The organism is Microbulbifer sp. CnH-101-G (assembly GCF_052466775.1).
In genome coordinates, this window is record NZ_CP174292.1 from 3,323,870 (window position 1) to 3,346,627 (window position 22,758).

The window sequence follows — 22,758 nt, forward strand, 5'->3', positions numbered from 1 at the left end:
ACCAAATCGTAAATAGCACTTGCGGAAAATCTAGTGGCTTCCACTCTCACTCTTCTTACAGCACTTCCCTATGCCCAAATGACCCATCTAGTATTCTAGGTCGGGTTAGCTGTGAAAGTGCCTGAAGGCCTATTAAAGTTGTCGGTCCTGGCTGTAAAAAATTACACCTTAATTAACTTATTAACTGAAAATAGACTGGCCTCTGCTGGTCGTGCTCACTTTATTCCACAGTAAGCGTCCCACGGTACATTTGCATCTGGCAACTAAAGGGGTATGTCCCCGGTTTGGCCGCGGGGATTTCTACCGTGGTTTCTTTATTGAGCGCTAGTTCAGCACTGATTTCGAGATCCGGGAAAATCACCCATTCGGAACAGGGACTGGGATCTTCCCGCAAAAAATGCAGGGTGGCAGCATGGCCCGCAGGCAGGCGAATATGATCCGGCTCATAGACACCATCTTTGACCAGAATTTTTAATTGTTCACTGGCCGCCACTGTCTTTGCCACTCCGCGCCTTGGGCCCAGCCAGAACCACCAGATGATGGCAATAATCAGCAGCACTCCGATGGTATTTACCAGGATCGCATTCATTAGTGCACCTCCGAAGGCTTAAAAAAGCGCAGGCGGTTGGCATTGCTCACCACGGTCAGTGAGGAAAGTGCCATAGCGGCGCCGGCCACAATCGGGCTCAGCAGCATGCCGGTGAGCGGATATAGCACCCCTGCGGCGATGGGTATACCTAAAGTGTTGTAAATAAAGGCTCCAAAAAGGTTCTGTTTAATATTGCCGAGAGTGGCCCGCGATAATTCCACCGCGTTGGCTACTCCATGTAGGGAGGAACGCATCAAGGTGACATCCGCACTTTCGATGGCGACATCGGTACCGGCGCCGATGGCAAAGCCCACATCGGCACGGGCCAGTGCCGGGGCATCGTTGATACCATCCCCCACCATACCCACGCGCGCACCGCCTTTTTGCAATTCCGCCACTATGCGCTCTTTATCTTCCGGCAATAGTTCCGCATGCACTTTATCGATTTTCAGCTGGCGGGCAACGGCCTCGGCACTGGCTTGGTTATCACCGGTTAGCATCTCCAAACGCAGGCCCAATTTACGTAAACGAGCGATGGCCGCTGCGGCATCGTCACGAATGGGATCGGCCACGGCGATAACTCCCTGCAGCACGCCATCCACCGCGCCGTACATCACTGTACGGCCCTGTTCTGCCAGACTGCTGGCTCGGGCCTGCCAGTCACCCAGGGAAATATTTTCCCGCTGCATTAACTTACTGTTGCCCAGCAGTACCTTTTTACCGGAAATAACTCCCATCACCCCATGTGCGGTAATGGCTTCGAAATCAGTGGGCTTTTGTAGATCGAGCTTCTTCTCATGGGCTGCAGTCACAACCGCTTCAGCCAACGGATGCTCCGAGCCCTGCTCCAGGCTCGCCAATAAACGCAGTAATTCATCGCTATCGCCTTCGCTTTCAATATCGGTGAGACGCGGTGAGCCCTCGGTGAGCGTGCCGGTCTTATCCACAACCAGCACATCCAGATTGCAGGACTGCTGCAACGCCTTGCCGTTGCGCACCAATACACCGTATTCCGCACCCTTGCCCACGCCCACCATCACCGACATAGGCGTGGCCAGCCCCAGGGCGCAGGGACAGGCGATAATCAGCACCGAGGTGAGCACCACCAGCATATGGGCGGCGCGAGGGTCCGGACCCAGGTTGAACCAGACCAGTGCCGCCACCACAGCGATGATCATTACCACCGGCACAAAAATGGCCGAGATTTTGTCCGCCAAGCGTGCAATGGGCACACGCGAGCCCTGGGCGTTTTTGACCATCTCGATAATCTGCGCCAGACGGGTGTCCGCCCCTACTTTTTCCGCACGGAACAACAGGCTGCCATTCTTATTCAGGGTGCCGGCAGCCAGATTGTCTCCCTCACCCTTTTTCACCGGCACCGGCTCGCCGGTGAGCATGGATTCATCCACCAGGCTGCCGCCCTCCAGCACTACCCCATCCACCGGGATCTTTTCACCGGGGCGCACGCGCAACTGGTCGCCGGCCTGAACCTGCTCGATCGGCAGGTCCACTTCTTTGCCATCACGCAAAACCCGCGCCGAGGTATCCTGCAGCTCCAGCAGTTTCTCCACCGCCGCACTGGTGCGCCCACGGGCGCGCACTTCCAACGCCTGCCCCAGGCTGATCAGGCCAATAATCATGGCGCTGGCCTCGAAGTACACATGGCGCGCGGATTCCGGTAGCAAATGGGGCACCAGCACCACCAACATGGAGAAAAGCCAGGCCGTGCCGGTACCCAGGGCCACCAGGGTATCCATAGTAGCGCTGTGGTGGCGCAACGCCTTCCAGGCCCCACTGAAGAATTGACCACCACAGAACACCAGAATCGCGAGGGTAATAAGCCCCATGGCGCCCCAGGCCAGCTGGTCGGCGAAACTGTTGACGGACATCTTGTCGGTAATCAGGCCCCAGGCCATCAGCGGCAGGCCCACACCCAGGGCGATAGCCGAGCGCAACAGCAGCTGGTGATAGTGGCGCTCTTCCTGGGCACGCTGCTCTTCGCGCCGCTGACGCTCGCTACTCTTGGCCACTTCGGCGTCATAACCCGCCTGACGCACCGCCTCGATACAGGCCTGCGGCGCCGCCGCGCCCTGCACCTTTAGGGTTTTATCGGCCAGGTTTACGCGGGCATCCTCCACCCCCGCAACCCCCTGTACAGCGCTCTCAATCTTATTCACACAGCCGGCACAGCTCACGCCACTGAGGCGGAATAGTGTCTGCGCTGATTGCTGCTCTTTCGCCATAATGCTCTCCCGCAATACCGTTTCTGGCGACAAAGTTACAACCTTACCCCTGGGGTAAGGCAACGGGTTACAGCCACAATTTTCCCTGCCCTATTCCCGGGCCGCCAATATCTAGCTTAGCGGCTGGACTGGCGCACCCTGCTCTGGCAAAAGCACGTAATAAAGAGCCACTGTAAAGGCCGCGCAAGCCCTACGCCGGAATGTTATTATCGCGCCATGAAACACCCCCTGCTCCCCGAAAGACCCCTGAGTATCTCCCCGACTCTGGCCGCGACTGTTGGCCTGGAGGAAGCGGTATTGCTCACCGCCCTGGGCGACCTGACACCTTTCCTGCCTGCGGAACCCTACGCCGGGCGGGACTGGTTTACCGCCACCGGCGAGCAGCTCTATCTACTGTTGCCCTTCTGGCAGGCGGCAGATATCCAGCGGGTAGCCACCAGCCTGCGCAATCAGGGTGCCCTGATGCTCGGCGCGGCTCCTTTCGGTAGCAGTGAGGTCCTTAAGTTCACCCTGCCCAGTGAACATCGCCGCCCAACAGTCCAGGCTCAACCCCCAGAATCGAGCCGCGCTCCGGCGCCAACCAGCCGCAGCGCTAACACCATTGCCCCCAGCTGGCAGCCGGATGCCGAAACCATGGCGCGCATCAGCCAGCTGGGCATCCCGGAACACTTTGTGCGGGAGCAGCTACCGGAGTTTGTCACCTACTGGCGCGAACGGGCCGAGCCGCGTCACTCCTTCGGTTCCCTGTTCCTGCGCCAGGTAAAGAGTAAGTGGGAGGCCTTTCGCGCTACCGCCCAGCGCAAGCAGGCCCTGCCGGATAACTGGCAGCCGAACAACGATACCCTGCGCAAACTGGCCGACGAGGGGGTACCCAGTACCTTTGTCAGCCGCGGCCTGCAGCGCTTTCTGGACTACCACCGCTCCAGCGGCAAGCAATCCATTTCCTGGGACCTGGAATTCAATGACTGGATCATGGAAGACTGGGAGAAGCAGGAAACCCCATTTATTGAAAAGCGCAAACCCACCGCCATGACCCGCGACTGGCAACCCAGCGAACACACCTGGGAGCAGCTGCAGCGCCTGGCAATCAACCCGCGCTTTGCCGCCGAACTGCTGCCGGAATTTATTTATAAATGGACAGAGCGCGGTGGCCACAGCGCGCGTTGGGGCGAACTGTTTATTGAATACGCCCGCGAGGAATGGGCCTACTACTGCCAGGGTATTGAGAAAAACCCAGTAGCCAAACCCATAGCGCGCAACTGGCAGCCCGGCAGCGACTGCCTGAGCCACCTCGTGAACCAGTGCGAGATAGACCGCGACTTCGCCCTGTCACTGGTACCGGAATTTATTATTTACTGGCGCGGCCAAAACGCCGCGCGCAAAAGCTGGGACGCCGTATTTGTGCGTCACGCTCGCCACCAATGGGCAGAGCGCAACAAGTTGGCAATAGGAAACTCTTATGGCAATCCACAAGACGCCCACAACAACGCAAACCAACGCACCCGCGACCGCTCAATCGGCGACATACTCACAGACACAAACTGGTAATGCGCAAAATCAGGAACTGCTGAACGAAAAAAAACGCGCGATTAACGAAGTATTCGCATTGTTTAAACTGAATTACCACAACCAGTTCAGTGCTGCATTTCCGGATACCGAAACCCTACACCACGCAAAACGCCTGTGGCTCGAAGCGCTGGCCGCTTTTGAAGCGCAGGATATTATGCAGGGCGCAAAGCGCGCGATACTGCAGAGCGAATACCTGCCCACAGTACACAAGATGCTGCAGCTCTGCGCCGCCGGCGAAAACGGCCTTCCAGAGGCCCGCGCCGCCTACCGCGAAGCCTGTAATGCCCCCAGCCCCAAAACCAACCACAAATGGAGCCACCCAGCGGTTTACCACGCCGGGCGTGAATCCAACTGGTATTTTCTCGCCAACAACCCAGAATCCATCGCCTACCCAGTATTTGCAGAGCACTACCGCAAACTTTGTGCGCGCGTACTGGAAGGAGAAAAACTCAGTGCCCCGGAACAATTAAAGCTGGAAGAAAACCCCGGCACCCCGCTTTCCAAAGAAGAGAATGCGCAAAAAATGGCAGCCCTGAGGGCTGAGTTAGGTATTTAAATCTTCTTCGCCCGGCGCTAGGGAATACCCTTAGCGTCCCCCCCCCTCCAACACTCCTATTTCCCCACATACTCCCAAAAAATATGACCGGATCTACAGAAAGATTTAGGTCACTTTGATCACTCTTTTTATCGAGCCACCACAAAAAGATAGAACCCCTCTTAAACTCAAAGAAATGTAGATTTATTGCTCTATCAGCCTCTGGCATGCACCATGGAACCATTTAGAAGTGGCAGATTGATTTATTATGTTTTTTGGGAGACATTAGCGCAGAAATGCGTTTGGAATAGAAATCAGGTAGTAGAGGTCCTGTTAATCACCATATAAATGTTTTTCTTAGGACTATTAATCGAAAATGTCTAAAGTAAATATTCGCACTGCAAATGAGCTAGATCTGGATAGGTGCTATGAGATTGAGTCTGTATCCTATACCGGTAACGAGGCCGCAACTAGAGAAAAAATTTTAAAGCGAATTAAGACCTACCCTGATGGTTTTCTCATTATAGAAAACAGTGAGGAAATCATTGGCTTTATTAATTCAGGAGCAACCCACAAGGTTGAATTATCTGATGAAAACTTCAAAGAACTAATAGGTCATGATCCGAGCGGAAAGTACATTGTCATCATGTCTGTGGTAGTTCACCCTAAATATCAAGGTAAAGGCATGGCAAGTAAGCTGATGGATAGATTTATTGAGTCCATGCGGGAGATAGGGAAAACAAAAATTTACCTTATATGCCAGGCTGAACTTATTGGCATGTATGCCAAATACGGCTTTATACACCTTGGAAAATCGGATTCTGATCATGGCGGGCTTAGCTGGCATGAAATGTCACTTACATTACAAAATACGGAGTGACAAAAAATACCAGCAATGAATATTGGATTTAAAAAATGCGTAGGAAGCGATTAAATCATTATGCAGATATAGTTTGTAAAATGTTTTTCGGCTGGCGCATGAGCAATGACCTAGAAATGATGTCCGACTTACCAGATGGCACTATCTTTGTAAATATTCTTTCGGGCGAAGCTCATCATTCTATTTCTGGCGCCGTAGATCTACATATAACCAAGCAGATTCAATCTTGGTTTAAGTATCAAAGCAAAAAAGGTAGTATTGACATTTCGCAACTAGAAAGTGCCATCCTGGAAGTAGACATCGACACAGACAAAGTAGCTACAAATAAAAAGAAAATTGTTTTATTCAATATGGAATGTCGCAGCACAATCAAAACTAGAGATAAAACTTACAAAGCGATTGTAAAGGATGTGAAACAATGGCACACCAGAGTCATAACCTAAAATTCGGTTACTGGCAGGAACAATGAGGCAACTACTAAAAACGTAATCACCGGAGTTATATAAAAAAACAATACAAACCAATAGTATGGCCATAGTGTCAGGTGAGTTTAAGGGCGTACAATCACTTAAGTACCTCAAAAATACCATTGGTATTATTAAAGCTATTACAGAAAAGGGGGGTAGTTTTTGTAATAGACTTTCAAGTCGCTTAGCTCTACACGGCTGATCAGTGGTCAGATACTTATTTTGAACCACGGAGACCTTCCCCCTAAAAACATGTTTTTCTAATGTACTCTCCGGAGAAAGATGGAATTAGGTTACATTCAAAGGGAATGCGGACATTTGGAATACCCGACATTAGCCTGGAGGGCTGGCCGGAAAAGCATCCCCATGATGGGCATAAGTTGGCAAGCAGATCTATAGAAATCTATGCAAAGGGTAAATTCCAGTAGTCCGGTATTGAGATCAGGCTTGAGGGGTTGCCAAGAGGTATGCTTACACAGCTCAAAGATGGACACGAAAACTTAGACTTAAAAAACTATCACATTGAGATAAAATACAAAAAAACAAAATAAATTGTAATTTTGAATTGAACACATACAAAATGAGGACATATTATTGTAGAGTATACTGACTGGTGAAATTTTACATCAGTAATGATTGAGCTAAATATTTTGCGACCTTTTCCCATTAAATGGATTTATTTATGGAAGAAAATCCTAAAAAACTAAAGTCCCTCTCACCAGGAAGATTAGAAGCAGAGTTAAGGCAAAACTTAGAGAAAATTACAGGTTCTAAGTTTCACTCAATTTACATAAGTCTATTCGAATACGCATCAGGGGGATACTCTGATGATGGTGCTATTGAATTTACGATAGAAATTGATTGTAACAACTGGTGAGAATAGAGGTAGACAATGGATTTAGATAGAAATAAAGACTTAATTTGTATTTCTGCAGAAGATCTCGAAAAATCTTTAACTGAAGTTATAGAAAAAATGACTGGAGAGCAATCCTATGAAGTTTCTGTTAGCTCTTTAGTATTCAAGAGATCTGAAGGTGGAAAACAACAGATACGAATGATCGCCAAAGTAGGCGAAAAACATAGTGTTAGTGGATGGTAAACATATATTAATGGTTATCTGTAATTATAGCCGTCACCCCCTAACGATACTCATCCGAGCATAAAATTTCAACACCAAGCCCCCTAAGTTCCTGGCAGTTTAAGTTGGACTTAGAGGGCTCGGCCTAGTTAATAAGTGAAAGTGATATTGTGATGATGCTTATTCCAGCTTCAGACACCACATAATATCATGACGAAAAAAGTGTATGCGACTGTATCAAATAATGTCAGACTTATTAACTGATTTCGAGCACCAGGAAGTTATTTAGATCTCGGAAAGATCGCCGTATGCAGCCTTAAAGAAAAGCTTAAATAAATTGAGAGGATAAAAAACAACTTTCATCTAAGCGCCCTCTACCAGACAAGAATAAGATAACAATTCAAAGATGCCAGCAAGCCTGCTACTTAAACCATAAACAACACTCTATATTTAAACTTTACCCTATCTGGATCCTAAGGCTTTAAAACCCTCCGTGAATAATTTGGAAATTTAAAAAGTATATTTTTTATGCCTATAAAAAAACTAATAATACTATGACCAATTTTAAGTATTACAAAAAAAGGAATGATATGTTTAACCCCTGGACATGAACTTCAACATTAATTCACAATAATAGTTTTGGCGTCTGCTGTAAAAAAGCATTAGAGTAGAAATTAAATCTATCATTTAACGATACTCAGCAAGAGCCTTACTGCTCACATGATTACTCATGGAACATGATTAGGGAAACCATATAAACTATTAAACCCGATACTGGATGAAAGAAAAACTAAGATAGCTGACCATTTCGATAACTTTATTCCACTTGAAATAGATTTTCTTGGTAAAAACGTCACTGGACAACACTTTCAAACACAGATGATTCTGAATTGCGTATTATAAGAAGTAACGAATTACTTTTTTATGATGATTGCGAACTTTATACTTATTTTGAATTATTGGCAGCTACAAAAGTGGCAAGCATGCATGAATTACCACTGTGGTTTAGTTAAGCGGATATCATTTCAATTATCTCAGAAAGCACCGTTTTTGTATTTAGAAGGGATACCACACAATGACTAACCGTCGTAATTTTGTTAAGGCACTAGGTGCCTTAACTGCAGCCTCTCTACTGAGTGGCACAAAGGAGTCATTTGCAGTAATGAATAGTAAAAGTACCTGGTACATGCCAGATGAAGGTGAGCCTCACCTGCGTACTTGGATGGCCTTTGGTGCAAGCCGTAAAATTTGGGGGCGGAAACTCTTACCGGAAGTCCAACGCAACTTGGCGACAATTGCCCTGACGATTGCGGAGTACGAACCCGTCTCAATGCTGGTCCGCAAAGCCGACCTGCCGATAGCCCGTCGGTTAATGGGGGATAAGGTTGAGCTAGTTGCCTATCCACTGGATGACTTGTGGATGCGTGATATAGGCCCTGTTTTTATTATTAATGATCACGGTGATAAAGCGGCAATTGACTTCAACTTCAATGGTTGGGGTGAAAAGCAGGAGTCTGACAATGACGCAGAGGTCGCTGCTTTCACGGCTCAGTACGCTGGAGTACCTAGTATCCAGACTAACCTGATTCTCGAAGGTGGTGGAATTGAGGTGGACGGGCATGGTACCGCCATCATAACCGAGAGCTGTGTACTCAACGATAACCGCAATCCTGGTGTTAGTAAGCAACAATGCGAGCATGAGCTAAAACGGCTTCTTGGCCTAGAGAAAATTATCTGGTTACCCGGCATTAAAGGCATGGATATCACCGATGGACATACAGATTTTTATGCCCGTTTCGTGCGCCCAGGTGTGGTTGTTGCGGGCTATGATCCCGATCCAAACTCTTTCGATCATGCCGTAACAAAACAGCATCTGAGGATTCTGCGCTCGGCGACAGATGCCAGTGGTCGGGAACTAGAGATTGTTGTACTTGAGGCACCATCAATCGTTCGAGAGCGGTTTGACAATGCCGATTTCGCCGCTGGCTACATTAACTTTTATATCTGCAATGGGGCAGTTATTATTCCTGAGTTCGGAGATCCTAATACAGATACAGCAGCCCAACGAAAATTGCAAAAGATATTTCCAGATCGCGATATTGTACAGGTCAATATTGACGGTATTGCAGCGGGTGGCGGAGGTATCCATTGTACAACTCAACAGGAACCGGAAATTTAACTGATCTTGATTTTAATTAATAAAGAATTTACTCCTTTAAATTCTTGTCAGCCTAGGTATTCGCCATAAATTATTATGTATTTATCTTGAATATATTCATGCCGCACATAATTTAATGGAGAAATATGTTGACTACATAACCACAAAAGAAGATAAAAATTACAACTAATTACATTTCCACGGTAAAAACCCCTTCCTTTCAGAAATCTATGGCAAGATAACAGACTTGCCATAACACTGATCATATTCTTTATAAAAGAGACAATTCAGTTATAAAGCTCCTAAAGTTGGGAAACAATAAGGATATATTATTGATGAATAATACACTTCGATTGCTAACTAAACTACGCTTAACCGTTCTAGCTATTTTCATGACATCCCTCAGCTTTCCATCATATGCAGACTCTGTGGATAAACTTATCAGGGGCATTATGGATAAGCGCCAGATCCCTGGCCTCCAATTAGCCATTGTTAAAAACGGTGAAATCATCAAGCTGGGAAATTATGGATTATCTAATTTGCAAGATAATGTGCCGGTAAGATCCAACACCGTATTTCCTATTAACTCAATGACTAAGGCGTTCACAGGCGTTGCATTGGTACAGCTCGCAGAGGAAGGACGCCTTTCCTTAGATGATGAGATTGGCAAACACCTTACTGACTTACCTGCCAACTGGAAGTCAATAAAGATAAAACATCTAATGGCACACACTTCTGGACTTCCCAATATTTTCAGTGGTTACCTTACTGATTTGATTGTTCGTGGCAATCCAAAGGCTGCATGGACCAAAGTACAAGAATTACCTTTAAAATCAGAGGCAAACACACAATTTAGTTATAATCAGACGGGTTATGTTATTATCGGTAAAATAATCGATAAATACGTACAAGGTGGCTTCCCTAAATTCATTACCGATAATCAGCTTAAAATCGCTAATATGCAATTAACAGTTGATGCCGGCTTTGAACACATGATGCGCCCTATAGCCAATCATGCAAGGCAATATCTCTACGATTCCGATAAGGGTCAGCACAAAAATAACTACGTTGAATTCCCTTATATTTTACAAACCGCAGCTGGCATGAATTCAACTGCAACAGAAATTGCGCAATATCTTATTGCCTTGCAGTCAAAAAAGCTGGTCAAAAACCTCAATTCACTTTGGACGCCAATCACTTTAAAGAATGGCCAAACGGCTGGGTTTAATCGTGTAGAGAATGGTTATGCTATTGGATGGCAAGTTATCGATCGGGAACATCACAGTGCAGTGAGTGCGAGCGGTGGAAATGCGGCAACTATGATCCACTACCCGGATGATAATCTATCCATTGTTGTTCTCACAAATTTAATTGGCGGACTGCCAATCCAGTTTGTAGACAAAATTGCAGCTGAATATATTCCTGAATTTAAGCTATAAAGTAACAGGGGATAGTTTAGGCAAGTCTTTTTAAGAGTTGGTCAATGAGCAAACATCATAACTTATACAAGACCTGCCTCAAAAATTAATCCATAAATGAGTCAAAAATAATTATTGGAGATACAGGGGAGCCTCTGAATAATTCTGGAATACCTCTGCGGACTTTAAGCGTTGCAGAGGTTGGGCACAGCTCACCGCGAATGGCCCCAGCCCTTTACAAGAGCTGCAGTGTAGCAGACATAACCTACAGAGCCTGCCCTTTTCTGCACTTTCATAGCGATTTACACTCAGTGTTTCAACCTTTAGAAAGGGCTAGATATTCCTGCGAAGCAGTGCCTTGATTGTGAACCACTCTAAAGAGCAGAAGAATCACGCAGCCCTTCAGAGATTTTCTAGGCTTAACAACCCATCAAACTTTTTTTGATTAAGATTTAATAGAAATTAATATAAAAAACAACGCTAGCTTACATCCTAAAGTAATAAATATAAAAAATATTTTTCATTATTAAATCTAGCTTATAACGAAGACCCAGCTCAATATTTTATCAAGAAACATTAAAGAAAATTAATCCAGGTCTATGCATAAGAAATTTAAATGACTAATTCTTGACAAAAACAGACAAACCCAGCGCTTCACTCACAGAATCCCAACCAACTAATTTAAAATTCTGCTTGGCATTGGGCAGACGATTTCTGCCATCTTGGACAACCAGTAGACCCATTGGATATTCCGGCCCAAGATTCAAGCTGGTAACAGCCAACCCATCGGTTTCAGAACTTCCATCAATACCTAATCTCATATTCACTGTTACCCTAAAATGATCAACAAAGTTATTACCATCACGTGTAAATAACGCATAACTGTCATTACCCTGGCTGGAGGCAATCAGGTAACCGCTATCCTCTGTCAGGTAGAGGGCGAGCCCTTCCACATCATCTATAAGGGTTTTACCATCTACTTCGGCAACCAACCTTGGCTGGGATTCACCATTCCGCTGCTTAACAAGATTCAATGACCAGATTCCCCGATCTTCCTCAGCGAAGAAGAGAGTCTGGCGCTCATCATCCACTACACAGCCCTCAACTTGGCTATTCACAGCCACTTCTGCCTGTGCTTTTAAGCTAAATTCGCTGGGAATCTCTCCAAGTTCAATAGCAAACTGATGCAAGGCCGCGTCTTTATCCGATACCCAGGCGAAAATCCGGTTATCGGTTTTTTGTAGGCACAAGCCATAGGGATCTTGTAAATCAATTGTACGCAGACCCAGGTGCTCAATTCGTCCCTCACGGGTGATGGCGAATAGATTCACACCTGGGATAGAACGATTGGAAGCTGCCGCCACTGCACTATAAAGGGGGTGATCAATACTACGAATATCTACATTGTTCACACGTCCCACTGGGAAGTGCTCAAGCATTTTTCCTGATAGGTCGTAGACATTCAGACCACTTTTCTTGTCAGTTGCTAAAATTAAACTATTTTGCGGCCGAAATTTGTTTACCCAAATTGCTGGATCATCGGCGGCATCTCCCAATGATTGCACAGACTCTGTCTGATTGCGGGCGAAGATACTAACGATTGAGCTATCACTCTCTGTCGCAATTACCGGAGGGTCATGGGGCAAAGAATCGGACTCTACCTGATCAAAAATCAGCAGCTGGTCTCTTCCATCATCCAGGGCGATGAGTTGGCCGTTTAATAACACTGGGGAGATTACCGTGTGGCTTTCATCAATATGGAGGTGCCAATCTGGCTCCTCTTTCAGAGAGCTCAAGTTGTAGCGACGTACCTGATCATCAACGGTCAACCACAAACTTTCATTTTGGGTATCGAGCCACAGATTGCCAAAGTCTTCACCAAGCCATTGGCCACTTAGCATCAACTCACGTTGCTCATCTTTTTCCGCACTGGCATTTAAACTCAGGATGCCGATAGGCGGTTGGGAGACTAACAGATGTTGTGTCTTCGAATTCACTGCACAAGCATTGACCTGTTCACCAAAATAAAGCGGGCGCATTTCTTGTAACTGCTGCTGGGCCGGTAAAAGTAAATATTCGTAGCCAATGCCATCCTCGGCGATAGTAAATAAGTGCGTTCGCTCCTCTTGACGAGAGAAGCACAGGGCACTTTGCGGAGCACGCATTTTTTGGCTGCTCAGTAGCCTAAAATCTAGTTTTCGTTCACCTTCGCTGGGTCTAATTTCATGTAAATTTAATTGCGCTTGGCCCTCGTCATAAGAGGCTACCAATAAATTTTTATTAGGCAGAACCTGCACTGCCAAGCGCTCTACCCGCCCTTCTTGAGCGGCGATTATTTCCCCAAAGGGATTAATTAAAATCAAACCGCGGCGCTCACTGGCAAGCAGTAAATAACCCTCACCACCCACTTGTACCGGTAGCATCTGCTCGGTTTCTATTGCACCAAGTGAGATGACCTGTTGGGGCAGTGCTTTTTTTATGCGTAAAACAGAGTCCATTTCATGACCACAGCCATAAAGCAGAGAGATGCAGAGAGTGATTGCAAAAGTAAAACGCAGCTTGTTCATGGGTAGCAGTTACATTCCAGAGAATAGACCCCGCCTGTGCAGGGTTCGGTAAATTGCGCATGTAACTGCGCTATTATTTTCAAAAAGACTTTAGAAGCGGCCTCATTAGAAAGTGCTGTAACTCAGCCCTAAGGCATAGGTTGGGCCATACTCTTCATATTGGCCGTTAAAGCCGGAGTTATGCACATAGTAGGGTTCATCGGTGAGGTTTACCCCGGTAAATGTCAGCTGCAGGCCATTGCTAAAACGGTAACGAGCGGAGAGGTCCAATTGTAGGTGATCCTCTTCGTAGCGATCGCGAGAGGCATCCTCCATGTCTACCTCCAATAGTTGCTCACTGCGGAAAGCGGCGGACAAGCGCAAGCTGAAGGCATCGCGCTCATAGCCGACAATAAAGTTCCCCACCAAATCGGCCTGGGAAGGTAGAGAGATTTTGTCACTACGCTGACGATCCGGTCCCAGGCCAAGCCGGGCCTCAGAATCGGTGAGTGTCGCATTGGCGCGTAAGAGAAAGCCGTTATCAAAACCCCGTGTCCAGGCCAACTCAGCGCCGTTAATTCGCGCACTATCACCATTGATGGGTTGCATTACCTCAGCCTCTTCCACTGCCAGGTTGCCGATGTACTGAGTCAAGTCCGCGCTAAGGGAAACATCGGACATCACAATAAAGTTGTCGATATCTTTATGGAACAGCCCAAGGGAGAACATACCCAGGTGGTCCGCATAATATTCCGCAGAGATATCCAGGTTACGGGATTCGTAGGGTTGTAAATTCGGGTTGCCAGCTTCCACTTCCAGCTCACCGTCGTCGTACTCAATTTTAGTCGGTGACGGATTCAGGTGAGCAAACGAGGGACGTGAAAGGGACTCGGTGTAAGCTGCACGCAGAACAATATTATCGTTGTAGTCAAACTTGAAATTGACACTGGGAAAGAAATGATCGTAGTCACGCTGGAAGTTAACCGCACTGGCATAGACCTCATCAGCGATAGGATCGGCATCGGGTACCGGCTCCTCGGATTCAATGACACGCATCCCTTCGGCACTGAAATCGGTGCGCTCATAACGCACACCAAAAACCCATTGGGCGCGATCAAGTTCGATGGTATTCATCACATAGAGTGCGCTGATATCTTCCTGCATCTTATAATCCCGCGCAGAGGAGAGCGCGGTTTCAGTTTCATCCAATTCAAAACTGGCGATATTGCGATTGATAAAGCTGTTGAGGCTACCAGGGTTAACTCCCGGCCCAAAAGTATCGAGGCCGTAGTCGATATCGTTGCGGACAAAATCTGCCAGCGTAAAGTCACCACCAAAGCCATCATAAACACTGGCATTCAGGTCACCGCTTTTTTCTCGCTGGCGTTCGTGCAAGCCAAACTGCACGGTTGAGGCATAATCCCCCCACTCTATTTCCCTGGAAAAATCCAAGCGTACACTCAGCTCCTCATCCTCGGTGAAGTTATCCTCAATCACCAGCTCGTCCAGCTGGTAATTAGAGGGGTCTATTATTTTTTCAGCATCGGAACGGCCCACCGCCATACGCGGGGTCTTATCGGCTTCCACATAACCGAGGCGCAGTGGTTCGAGGACAAAGTCGGTATCACGACGGTGAGGCTCGGATTCCTCCGCATGGGAATAGCCCAGCGCGTAGGACAGACCCCATTGTTCGAAATTGTGCTCACCACCCAGTACTGTCGAAATAATTTCCTGTTCTTCCAGGCGATCCTTCAGAGATTTTTCCAGTGCCGCCTCGTCCCAAATTGCGGAATTTCTGGAAATCATTTCCGGCTCATCGCGTTCCGCATCTAATTTCCAGGAATTGCGCTGACGGATCTCCTGATCAGAGAAGTCGGAATAAAGACTATGCAGATATATCCGCGCATCGCTGCTCAGTTCCAGATCAAAATTGGCGGCCACGCCGGTGCGCTCGCGGGTAATGGTGTAGTCCCGCTGCTCTATTTCAGTTGCGCCGATTCCCTCACTGCCATCTTCGGCCACAAGTTGTCTCCAGCTGCCATCGGTCTCGATATTTTCAGAACCAAAATCCCGTTCCTGATGGCTAACCGCCAGGGCAATACCGAAACGTCTATCGCCCTCGAGATCAATAACATTGGTCATGGTGGCTGCGTATTTGGGGCTGTGCTCTTCCTGCAGGTCGCTGTAACTGTTTTCAACGCTGAATTTATAGCGGCTGCCATCGTAATCCAGTGCGTTGATACTCTTGATCTCTATCGCCCCGCCGATGGAGTCTGCACTCATATCTGGAGTTAGGGTCTTAAATACTTCCAAACTGGCGAGCAGGTCTGAGGGAATCACATCCAGGGCCACAGCGCGGCTATCTGTTTCCGGGGCGGGCAGGCTCACGCCATTGATGGTGGCGGCATTTAGGTTGGGGTCTATACCGCGCACCCCCACAAAACGCCCCTCCCCCTGGTCGCGGGCAATAAAGACCCCTGGCATCCGCTGCAGGGCCTCGGTCACATTGGCATCCGGTAACTCACCGATGGCATTAGAGGTTTGTACCGCCACCAGCTTGTTGGAGTCCCGCTGGCGATCCAGGTCACTGCGCGCGTTGCTGGCTTGGGCGGTAACAGTCACCATTTCCATGGCGCGGGCCTGGTTGTCCTGTGCATAGGTATTAGCGCACAGAGCGACATTGGCGCAAAAAATTGCGGCGGCAAGTGTGGTAATGGGTGTATTGGGCAATCGAAAACTGATGTTTGAATTTTTCATGGCGTCCCACTCCGATTAATGCCGATGGCGTATTTAGTGGCTTATGAGTTGGAGCGCAGACTAGTGGGCGACTATGAACTTTACATGACGGTTTTTTTAAGCTGTCATCAAGCTTTCAGAAATGCCTGGGAATATTCCTGCAAAAATGAAATATCATTCATTATTTATTTGGCGTTATGCAAAAAATTTATTACTTATAACTTTACTGGCTGCAGACTGAAATAAATAGATGACTCACCAGTTGAGGTAGCCAGAAAATACAATAATTTTCACCTTATGATTTTTTAGTAGTCCAATAAAAGCCTTTTTCTCAGGTTTCCTGCAATGGAGCAGCTGTAATGAAAGATTTCCCGAAAAATCCCGGCCGTCGAAAGCTACTCAAAGCCATAGGCGGTGCCACTGCTGCTGGCGCGGCCACCAGTTTTATTCCTGGTTGTGGCTCGGAGCATAAACAGAAGAATCTTTCTTTTCAGGAAGTTCCCCATAGCCTGGATTTCAACCATCACCTGCCCCAGGGTTATAGCGCTGATATTCTGCTGAGATGGGGCGACCCCATTGTCGATAACATCGAGCAGTTTGATCCGAAACAACTAACCGCACAGAGCCAATTGCAACGCTTTGGCTACAACAATGACTTTATCGCCTTTATGCCACTGGCAGAGGGTACCCCTGCGGGGCGCGGTGATATTCACTGTCAGAGCGGCAATAGCGATCGCGGCCTGCTGTGTGTAAACCACGAATATACCCAGCCGCACCTGATGTTTTCCGGCTATAACGATGAATATAGTGCCACCCGTGGTGTCAGCGCAGAGCACGTCGCAATAGAAATGGCCGCCTGCGGGCACTCGGTTGTGGAAATCAAGCGCGCAGGCAAGGGCTGGCAGCCTGTCTTAGACAGCCCCTATAACCGCCGCATCACCTCAACCACGCCGATGCAAATTAGCGGCCCCGCTGCCGGGGATAAGCGCCTGCAAACCACTGCAGATCCCTCTGGCACCCAGGTGCTCGGCACCATTGGCAACTGCGCCGGTGGCAAGACCCCCTGGGGCACGGTGTTGGTGGCCGAAGAGGGATTTGGCGGCGCTTTCCAGGGTGACCCCGACAAGATCGAGGACCCTCGCGAGGCACGTAATCATCGCGATTTCGGTATAACACCCCACAACCGCAACTTGGGCGAATACGACCGGCGCTTTGATATCCAACACGAACCCAACGAGCCCAACCGCTTTGGCTGGATGGTGGAGTACGACCCCTACGATCCCCAGTCCACTCCGCGCAAACTGACTAACCTGGGCCGGTTTGAACACGAGGGCTTTACCCTGGTATGCAAGCCAAACCAGCCTGTGGTGGCCTATGGCGGCGATGATGACGAGGGCCAGTTCGTCTACCGCTATGTCTCGAAAGAGGCTTACCTTCCACAAGCTCCAGCCCACAATCGCAAGTTACTGACCGAGGGCACACTCTATGCCGCACGTTTTGATCAGGACGGCAGCGGACAGTGGCTGCCGCTGGTATTCGGGCAGGGGCCTCTAAGCAGTAAAAATGATTTTCACAACCAGGCAGATGTCTTGATTGATGCACGCCGAGCCGCCGCACTGCTGGGCGCTACCCCCATGGATCGCCCGGAGGATGTGGAGACCAATCCCCATAACGACTGCACCTATGTAATGCTAACCAAGAATAAAAGCCGCACCGAGGATGGAGTGGATGCTGCCAACCCCCGCGCACGCAACGCTGCCGGGCATATTTTGGAAATTGTTCCCCCTGGAAAAAGTGGCGTAAGAGACCACGCTAGCGACAAGTTTCACTGGCGGCAGTTTCTTCTGGGTGGTAACCCCAATGCCGAAAATCCCTTGGAGCGCGGCGCCTACGGCCAGCAATCCAGCTACAACATTTCCAGTCACGGTTGGTTTGCCAATCCGGATAATGTCGCCTTCGACCCCCAGGGCAATATGTGGGTGGCCACAGACGGCTGTGAGAGCTTCGGCTTTCACGATGGACTCTGGGCCATGGCCACTGAGGGCCCACTGCGCGCCGCGCCCAAGCACTTCTTTGGTTGCCCCCGGGGCGCCGAAGTATGCGGCCCAGAGTTTACCCCCAATGGCAAAACCCTGTTTGTCTCGGTGCAACACCCCGCCGATGCCCTCAATTCTACCTACGACCAACCACTGCACCGCTGGCCGGATAACAACCCAGAGCTACCACCGCGCCCCTCGGTATTGGCCATCTACCGGGACGATGGCGGCGAAGTAGGTAGTTAATATCATTGGGGCGGCGCACTTTCACACGGCGCCGCCAGCCCTGCTAGAATTTTTCTATTGAAGCCCTTTTTTGCGGCTCGCCGCCGGCCTCGAATAAGAGGCTGGCGGCCATTTAGTTGAGGTACCCCATGTTATCGAGGTGCGCCGCTGTTCTACGCCGCCTTGCAGTCATCCTGGTGGTGGCCACTAGCATCCCACTCCTGGGCCTGCAGCTTCAAGCTCAGGTACCAGAAAACCCCGTTAACTTACGGGGCAGTGGCGCCAGTTTTCCCTACCCGGTTTATGTGGAGTGGTTTCGCCAGTTCACTCATCGCGAAAACAATATTTTTATTTTTTACGAAATGACCAGTAGTGGCGACGGTATTCGCGATTTTCTCGGCCATACCGTAAATTTTGCCGCCTCCGACGCGGCCATAGAAATCGATGAGCTAAAAAAGGTCAAAGAGGGCGGTGTTGTATTGCCTGTCACCGCTGGGCAGGTGGTATTGGTGTTTAACTTGCCTGGTATCGACACATTAAAGTTATCACGGAAAGCCTATGTAGGCATTTTTATGGGCAAGGTCCGCCACTGGGACGACCCGCTTATCGCCGCCAGCAATCCCAATGTTAAATTGCCGCGTACGGAAATTTCCGTGGTCACCCGCTCGGAGAGCTCTGGCACATCCTATATTTTTTCCGGCCACCTCAGCGCTGTTAGTGAGGAGTTTCGCCAAAATATTGGGCTCGACCGCACTCCCGACTGGCCCAGGTTATCAACCTTCAAACGAGCACCCGGCAACCAAGGCGTGGCGGCCAAGGTGCGGGAAATTCCAGGGGCCATTGGCTATGTGGAGCACGGCTTTGCCAAAATCGTAAACTTACCGCTAGCGGTTTTAGAAAACCGTTCGGGTCGGTATATCGAGGCCAATGCTGAAACTGGGTCAGCCGCTTTGGAAGAAGTGGAATTCCCAGATAGTAAGCTACCGGTGAGCGGTGCTCCCAACCTGATCGCCTGGGTTTGGGACCCCGAGGGCAAGGATGCTTACCCAATTACCAGCTTTTCCTGGCTACTGCTCTACGCCAAGCAGGAGGACAATATCGCTCAGGCTTTGCGACAAATGCTGGTATTTATGTTGAGTCAGAAAGCCCAGGCGGAAGCCGGTAAAATTGGCTTAGTGCCCTTGCCGGAAAACGTTCGCCTCAGAGTGCTGAACGCCGTGACTTACGTACAGTAGTTCAGGATTCCACAGTTTCATACTCCAACACGCGGTTGCGCCCGCTCCTTTTGGCTCGGTAGAGGGCGTTGTCGGCATGCTGTAATAGCTCCAACACATCGCCCTGCCCTCGCAACTGCGCCACTCCAATACTAGCGGTAAATTGCACCGGGCCCTGGGCAGACTTAATCATAATCTTGGCGATATCCCTGTGGATTCGCTCGGCGACCACCAATGTGCCCGGACCATCAGCGCTGACCAGCAGTGCAAATTCTTCACCGCCTATGCGGCCAAACACATCTACTTCGCGTACATGCTGAGAAATCACCCTTGCGGTGGCACAGAGGGCCTGATCGCCAATCAGATGACCGTGGCGGTCATTAATGGATTTAAAACGATCGATATCCAGCATCAAAATGCCCAGGGGAATTCCCTTACGCTGAGCCAGCTTGAGCAGCCGATTAGACTCTTCAAAGAAGCTGCGCCGGTTGTGAATACCGGTAAGGGGGTCTGTGCGCGCCTCCAGTTCCGCCCTGGTCTTGGCTGCTTCCAATTCTCTGGTGCGAGACTGCACCAGTTCTTCCAGATCGGACTTGGAAATTTCCAGCTGCTGCAGATATTTTTTTTCCGCTCTGTCCTTCTGCAGGCGCAGGCGTTGCACCATTAAACCAATCGCGCCCATGATCGCCAGCATCTCCACAAAGGAGGCCACCGGCGGCCAGTAGTAGTTGACCGGGTTGTGTACCACAAAGCCGAGATCGCGCATTGCCTGCACCAGTAATCCCAGTACCAGGGTGGCCCAGCCCAAGGCAAAGACCCCTGCGGCATTTTCCCCCTGGCGCCAGCGAGTCATAGCGATGGGAACCACTATTGGGTAACACAGCAAAGCGATGATCATTGAGATCTGGGAGAGGGCCTTTAGCCCCAATAGCACACAACCGATCAGGAAAGCGGCATTGAGCATCATCAGCTGCAAAAGAAAATCCAGTTTTGGAGTGAACTGACGGGTTTCGAGAAATGTCCGCGCAAAAACAAGCCCGGCCATAATCGCCACAGCTCCACTCAGTGAGGCGTAACCCCAGTGGGAGCTGGCTGTCATCAGGTATTGGTGGGTATATCCCAACACCGTACCCCACACCAGAATTTTGCTGGCGCAGTAAAAAGAGTAGATATAGAGAATCTTCTCCTTAATCGCGATCGCTCCTACCAAGGCGAAGAGTGCCATTAGGAAGTAGCCCCCAAACAGAAACGCAATCAAGCTGGTTTCGCCTTTACTGTTCTGTTGCAACGCCTGAGGGCTCCAGATACGCAGGCTGGGAAATGCCACGCCCAAATCACCAACATCGAACCTCACCATCAACTCCTGAGTGGCCCCCGGTGCAATGGTAATTGGAAAAACAAAGCGGTTATGGGCCACCTGCCGGCTGGCAAAAGGTTCGTAAATAGAGAGGTGGCTGATCTCGCGGTAGAGATCACCACTAGCGGCCTCCCTACTGAAAGCCTGTAAACCCACCAGCTGGTGGTCAACGTACTCGATATGGAGGGTTGTAGGCTGGCTGTCACGATTGCGCAGAGTAAAATGAGACCAGAAGACACCGGCACTTAGGCCTGTGGAGCCAGCCGTCTCCAGAGTGCGAAACTCTCCAAGTTCATTAGCTTGTCGCGCAGTATAAATATCGCTCTCACCACTCTCGTCATGCCAGATGGCATGGAGACCGGTGGACTTTTCGCCGTTCTCGCTAAGAGTTACATCCAGGGGCGCATGTGCCCAGACCGGCGCATTGGATAAAAAAATCGTATGGATAAAGAGAAGTAGGAAGACACATAAAGCGGGACGAAAGTACCAAGATTTGAAAACAGCATGCCATAAATTAAGTAACCGCTGTCTTATTATTCTGTCTTTCATAATCCTGGCGCGCGGGAATAAACCTAACCGTTATAAATGCTTACCCTATAGCAGTAAATGACACCCTCTCACTCAACCTGGGACATTCTGGGTAAAAAGTACTTTTTAATAGGTAGGTTGCCGCATTTAACTTACCAAACAGCCCTACCTTAGCGTCTTAAAAGTACTTTAAAGATACTTACCGTATAAAGCTTTTATATTCAGGATAGTCTGTAAAAAAGTGAATATGCTTTTCGGAATGAGCCGCATTACTTCCAGTAAAATGGTCGACTGCTAAAAACCCTCGATCCACAGTACTCAAGTTGATTACATGACTTTTTGCAGTAGTGGGGTTATTTAACAAGACCTCAGTAATGGGAGAAAAGTAGCCCTAGGTAATGTTCAAATCGGGTCGGTCAGTGACCCCAGGTAAACACCCCGACAGGCTTTCGGGGTGTTTATTATTCCAAGCCTAGAGGACTTAGATGGAAAAGAACTGCTGAATCCCCAGCAATACGTTGGTGGTGGCTACTGAGGCGAGGATGAGCCCCATCACCCGGCTGACAATACTGGCGCCGGCATCACCGATAAAGCGGTATATCCAGTTCGCAGTGAGCAGCAACGCCAGCACAATGCCCAGCACCGCAAACATGGCAGTGGCGGTATTGAATTGGTGCATCATGTCGAAACGATGGTTATCAGTGAGCACCACGGCCGCCAACATGGCGCCCGGCGAGGCAATGGAGGGCACCGCCAGTGGAAATATGGCAGTCTCATGACCCTCGCGAACGATCTCCATCTCCTGCTCGGGCTTGCTATCGCCAAAGATCATGGTGAGGGCGAACAGGAACAGCACCACCCCACCGGCTACCTGGAAGGCGGAAAGCGGTACACCGATAGCTTCCAGCAGGAACTGGCCAGCCAACAAAAAGAACAACAAGATGCCGGCGGCCACCAATACCGCCAACCAGGCGATTTTACGTTTTTGCCATTCGGCATGACGGGAAGTGACCGCAATAAATACCGGCAGGGTGCCCACCGGGTCGATCACCGCAAAGAAAAAGACAAAACTACTGATCCAATCGTTCAATTGGTACTCCGGCGTGCCGTGCTACTATCCGCTTATTCCCTGCCGCGGGGAGATCGGCAAGCGCCGTGGCGGTAGAATCTGGAAAGGCA

Annotated in this window: 16 protein-coding genes; 10 read left to right on the forward strand and 6 right to left on the reverse strand. The window is 49.2% G+C overall.

Going from position 1 to position 22,758, the window contains the following annotated elements; translation table 11 throughout:
• Positions 1–220: 220 nt before the first annotated feature.
• Entirely contained in the window at positions 221–589 is a 369-nt protein-coding gene (locus ACJJID_RS14720; RefSeq protein ID WP_444920121.1) for a cupredoxin domain-containing protein, read from the reverse strand.
• Entirely contained in the window at positions 589–2,832 is a 2,244-nt protein-coding gene (locus tag ACJJID_RS14725; RefSeq protein WP_444920122.1) for a heavy metal translocating P-type ATPase, read from the reverse strand. Before ACJJID_RS14725 ends, ACJJID_RS14720 begins: the two co-directional genes overlap by 1 nt.
• Positions 2,833–3,048: 216 nt before the next feature.
• Between ACJJID_RS14725 and ACJJID_RS14730 the strand changes: the two genes are divergently transcribed.
• From ACJJID_RS14730 to ACJJID_RS14765, 8 genes are all read left to right on the forward strand, one after another.
• Entirely contained in the window at positions 3,049–4,380 is a 1,332-nt protein-coding gene (locus ACJJID_RS14730; protein WP_444920123.1) for a DnaT-like ssDNA-binding domain-containing protein, read from the forward strand.
• Positions 4,292–4,957 carry a replication protein P gene (locus ACJJID_RS14735; protein ID WP_444920124.1) on the forward strand — a complete coding sequence of 222 codons (666 nt, stop codon included), beginning with the start codon at positions 4,292–4,294 and terminating at the stop codon, positions 4,955–4,957. The genes ACJJID_RS14730 and ACJJID_RS14735 overlap by 89 nt, the downstream gene beginning before the upstream one ends.
• 355 nt (positions 4,958–5,312) lie before the next feature.
• Positions 5,313–5,816 carry a GNAT family N-acetyltransferase gene (locus ACJJID_RS14740; RefSeq protein WP_444920125.1) on the forward strand — a complete coding sequence of 168 codons (504 nt, stop codon included), beginning with the start codon at positions 5,313–5,315 and terminating at the stop codon, positions 5,814–5,816.
• 35 nt (positions 5,817–5,851) lie between these two features.
• Positions 5,852–6,259 (forward strand): hypothetical protein, encoded by a 408-nt coding sequence (locus ACJJID_RS14745; protein ID WP_444920126.1) that lies wholly within the window; start codon positions 5,852–5,854, stop codon positions 6,257–6,259.
• Between the two features lie 706 nt (positions 6,260–6,965).
• Complete coding sequence (locus ACJJID_RS14750; RefSeq protein ID WP_444920127.1) at positions 6,966–7,160, forward strand: hypothetical protein; 195 nt, start codon at positions 6,966–6,968, stop codon at positions 7,158–7,160.
• 15 nt (positions 7,161–7,175) lie between these two features.
• A complete protein-coding gene (locus ACJJID_RS14755; RefSeq protein WP_444887267.1) occupies positions 7,176–7,382 on the forward strand; it encodes a hypothetical protein in 207 nt (68 codons plus the stop codon).
• 1,054 nt (positions 7,383–8,436) lie between these two features.
• On the forward strand, positions 8,437–9,540 hold the full coding sequence (locus tag ACJJID_RS14760) for an agmatine deiminase family protein (RefSeq protein ID WP_444920128.1): 1,104 nt from the start codon (positions 8,437–8,439) through the stop codon (positions 9,538–9,540).
• 407 nt (positions 9,541–9,947) lie between these two features.
• Positions 9,948–10,958, forward strand: a complete 1,011-nt coding sequence (locus ACJJID_RS14765) for a serine hydrolase domain-containing protein (RefSeq protein ID WP_444920129.1) — start codon at positions 9,948–9,950, stop codon at positions 10,956–10,958.
• A gap of 599 nt (positions 10,959–11,557) precedes the next feature.
• On the opposite strand, the gene ACJJID_RS14770 is transcribed toward ACJJID_RS14765, so the two are convergent.
• Positions 11,558–13,504, reverse strand: a complete 1,947-nt coding sequence (locus ACJJID_RS14770) for a phytase (protein WP_444920130.1) — start codon at positions 13,502–13,504, stop codon at positions 11,558–11,560.
• A gap of 105 nt (positions 13,505–13,609) precedes the next feature.
• On the reverse strand, positions 13,610–16,240 hold the full coding sequence (locus ACJJID_RS14775; RefSeq protein WP_444920131.1) for a TonB-dependent receptor: 2,631 nt from the start codon (positions 16,238–16,240) through the stop codon (positions 13,610–13,612).
• 338 nt (positions 16,241–16,578) lie between these two features.
• Between ACJJID_RS14775 and ACJJID_RS14780 the strand changes: the two genes are divergently transcribed.
• A complete protein-coding gene (locus tag ACJJID_RS14780) occupies positions 16,579–18,501 on the forward strand; it encodes a PhoX family protein (RefSeq protein WP_444920132.1) in 1,923 nt (640 codons plus the stop codon).
• A gap of 128 nt (positions 18,502–18,629) precedes the next feature.
• Positions 18,630–19,715: a phosphate ABC transporter substrate-binding protein PstS gene (gene pstS / locus ACJJID_RS14785; RefSeq protein WP_444920133.1), complete on the forward strand. Its 1,086-nt coding sequence runs from the start codon at positions 18,630–18,632 to the stop codon at positions 19,713–19,715.
• Position 19,716: 1 nt separating this feature from the next.
• On the opposite strand, the gene ACJJID_RS14790 is transcribed toward pstS, so the two are convergent.
• Together ACJJID_RS14790 and ACJJID_RS14795 are read right to left on the reverse strand one after the other, a co-directional pair.
• Positions 19,717–21,600, reverse strand: coding sequence for a diguanylate cyclase (locus ACJJID_RS14790; protein WP_444920134.1), 1,884 nt, complete (start codon positions 21,598–21,600; stop codon positions 19,717–19,719).
• 460 nt (positions 21,601–22,060) lie between these two features.
• Positions 22,061–22,669: a MarC family protein gene (locus ACJJID_RS14795; RefSeq protein ID WP_152454979.1), complete on the reverse strand. Its 609-nt coding sequence runs from the start codon at positions 22,667–22,669 to the stop codon at positions 22,061–22,063.
• Between the last annotated feature and the right edge of the window lie 89 nt (positions 22,670–22,758).

Excerpts from the sequence above, each read along its gene's own strand:
- ACJJID_RS14755 (WP_444887267.1), top strand. The coding sequence starts at position 7,176 with ATGGATTTAGATAGAAATAAAGACTTAATTTGTATTTCTGCAGAAGAT.
- ACJJID_RS14740 (WP_444920125.1), top strand. The coding sequence starts at position 5,313 with ATGTCTAAAGTAAATATTCGCACTGCAAATGAGCTAGATCTGGATAGG.
- ACJJID_RS14790 (WP_444920134.1), bottom strand. The coding sequence starts at position 21,600 with ATGAAAGACAGAATAATAAGACAGCGGTTACTTAATTTATGGCATGCT.
- ACJJID_RS14760 (WP_444920128.1), top strand. The coding sequence starts at position 8,437 with ATGACTAACCGTCGTAATTTTGTTAAGGCACTAGGTGCCTTAACTGCA.
- ACJJID_RS14750 (WP_444920127.1), top strand. The coding sequence starts at position 6,966 with ATGGAAGAAAATCCTAAAAAACTAAAGTCCCTCTCACCAGGAAGATTA.
- ACJJID_RS14735 (WP_444920124.1), top strand. The coding sequence starts at position 4,292 with ATGGCAATCCACAAGACGCCCACAACAACGCAAACCAACGCACCCGCG.
- ACJJID_RS14780 (WP_444920132.1), top strand. The coding sequence starts at position 16,579 with ATGAAAGATTTCCCGAAAAATCCCGGCCGTCGAAAGCTACTCAAAGCC.
- ACJJID_RS14725 (WP_444920122.1), bottom strand. The coding sequence starts at position 2,832 with ATGGCGAAAGAGCAGCAATCAGCGCAGACACTATTCCGCCTCAGTGGC.
- ACJJID_RS14745 (WP_444920126.1), top strand. The coding sequence starts at position 5,852 with ATGCGTAGGAAGCGATTAAATCATTATGCAGATATAGTTTGTAAAATG.
- ACJJID_RS14775 (WP_444920131.1), bottom strand. The coding sequence starts at position 16,240 with ATGAAAAATTCAAACATCAGTTTTCGATTGCCCAATACACCCATTACC.
- ACJJID_RS14730 (WP_444920123.1), top strand. The coding sequence starts at position 3,049 with ATGAAACACCCCCTGCTCCCCGAAAGACCCCTGAGTATCTCCCCGACT.
- pstS (WP_444920133.1), top strand. The coding sequence starts at position 18,630 with ATGTTATCGAGGTGCGCCGCTGTTCTACGCCGCCTTGCAGTCATCCTG.
- ACJJID_RS14770 (WP_444920130.1), bottom strand. The coding sequence starts at position 13,504 with ATGAACAAGCTGCGTTTTACTTTTGCAATCACTCTCTGCATCTCTCTG.
- ACJJID_RS14720 (WP_444920121.1), bottom strand. The coding sequence starts at position 589 with ATGAATGCGATCCTGGTAAATACCATCGGAGTGCTGCTGATTATTGCC.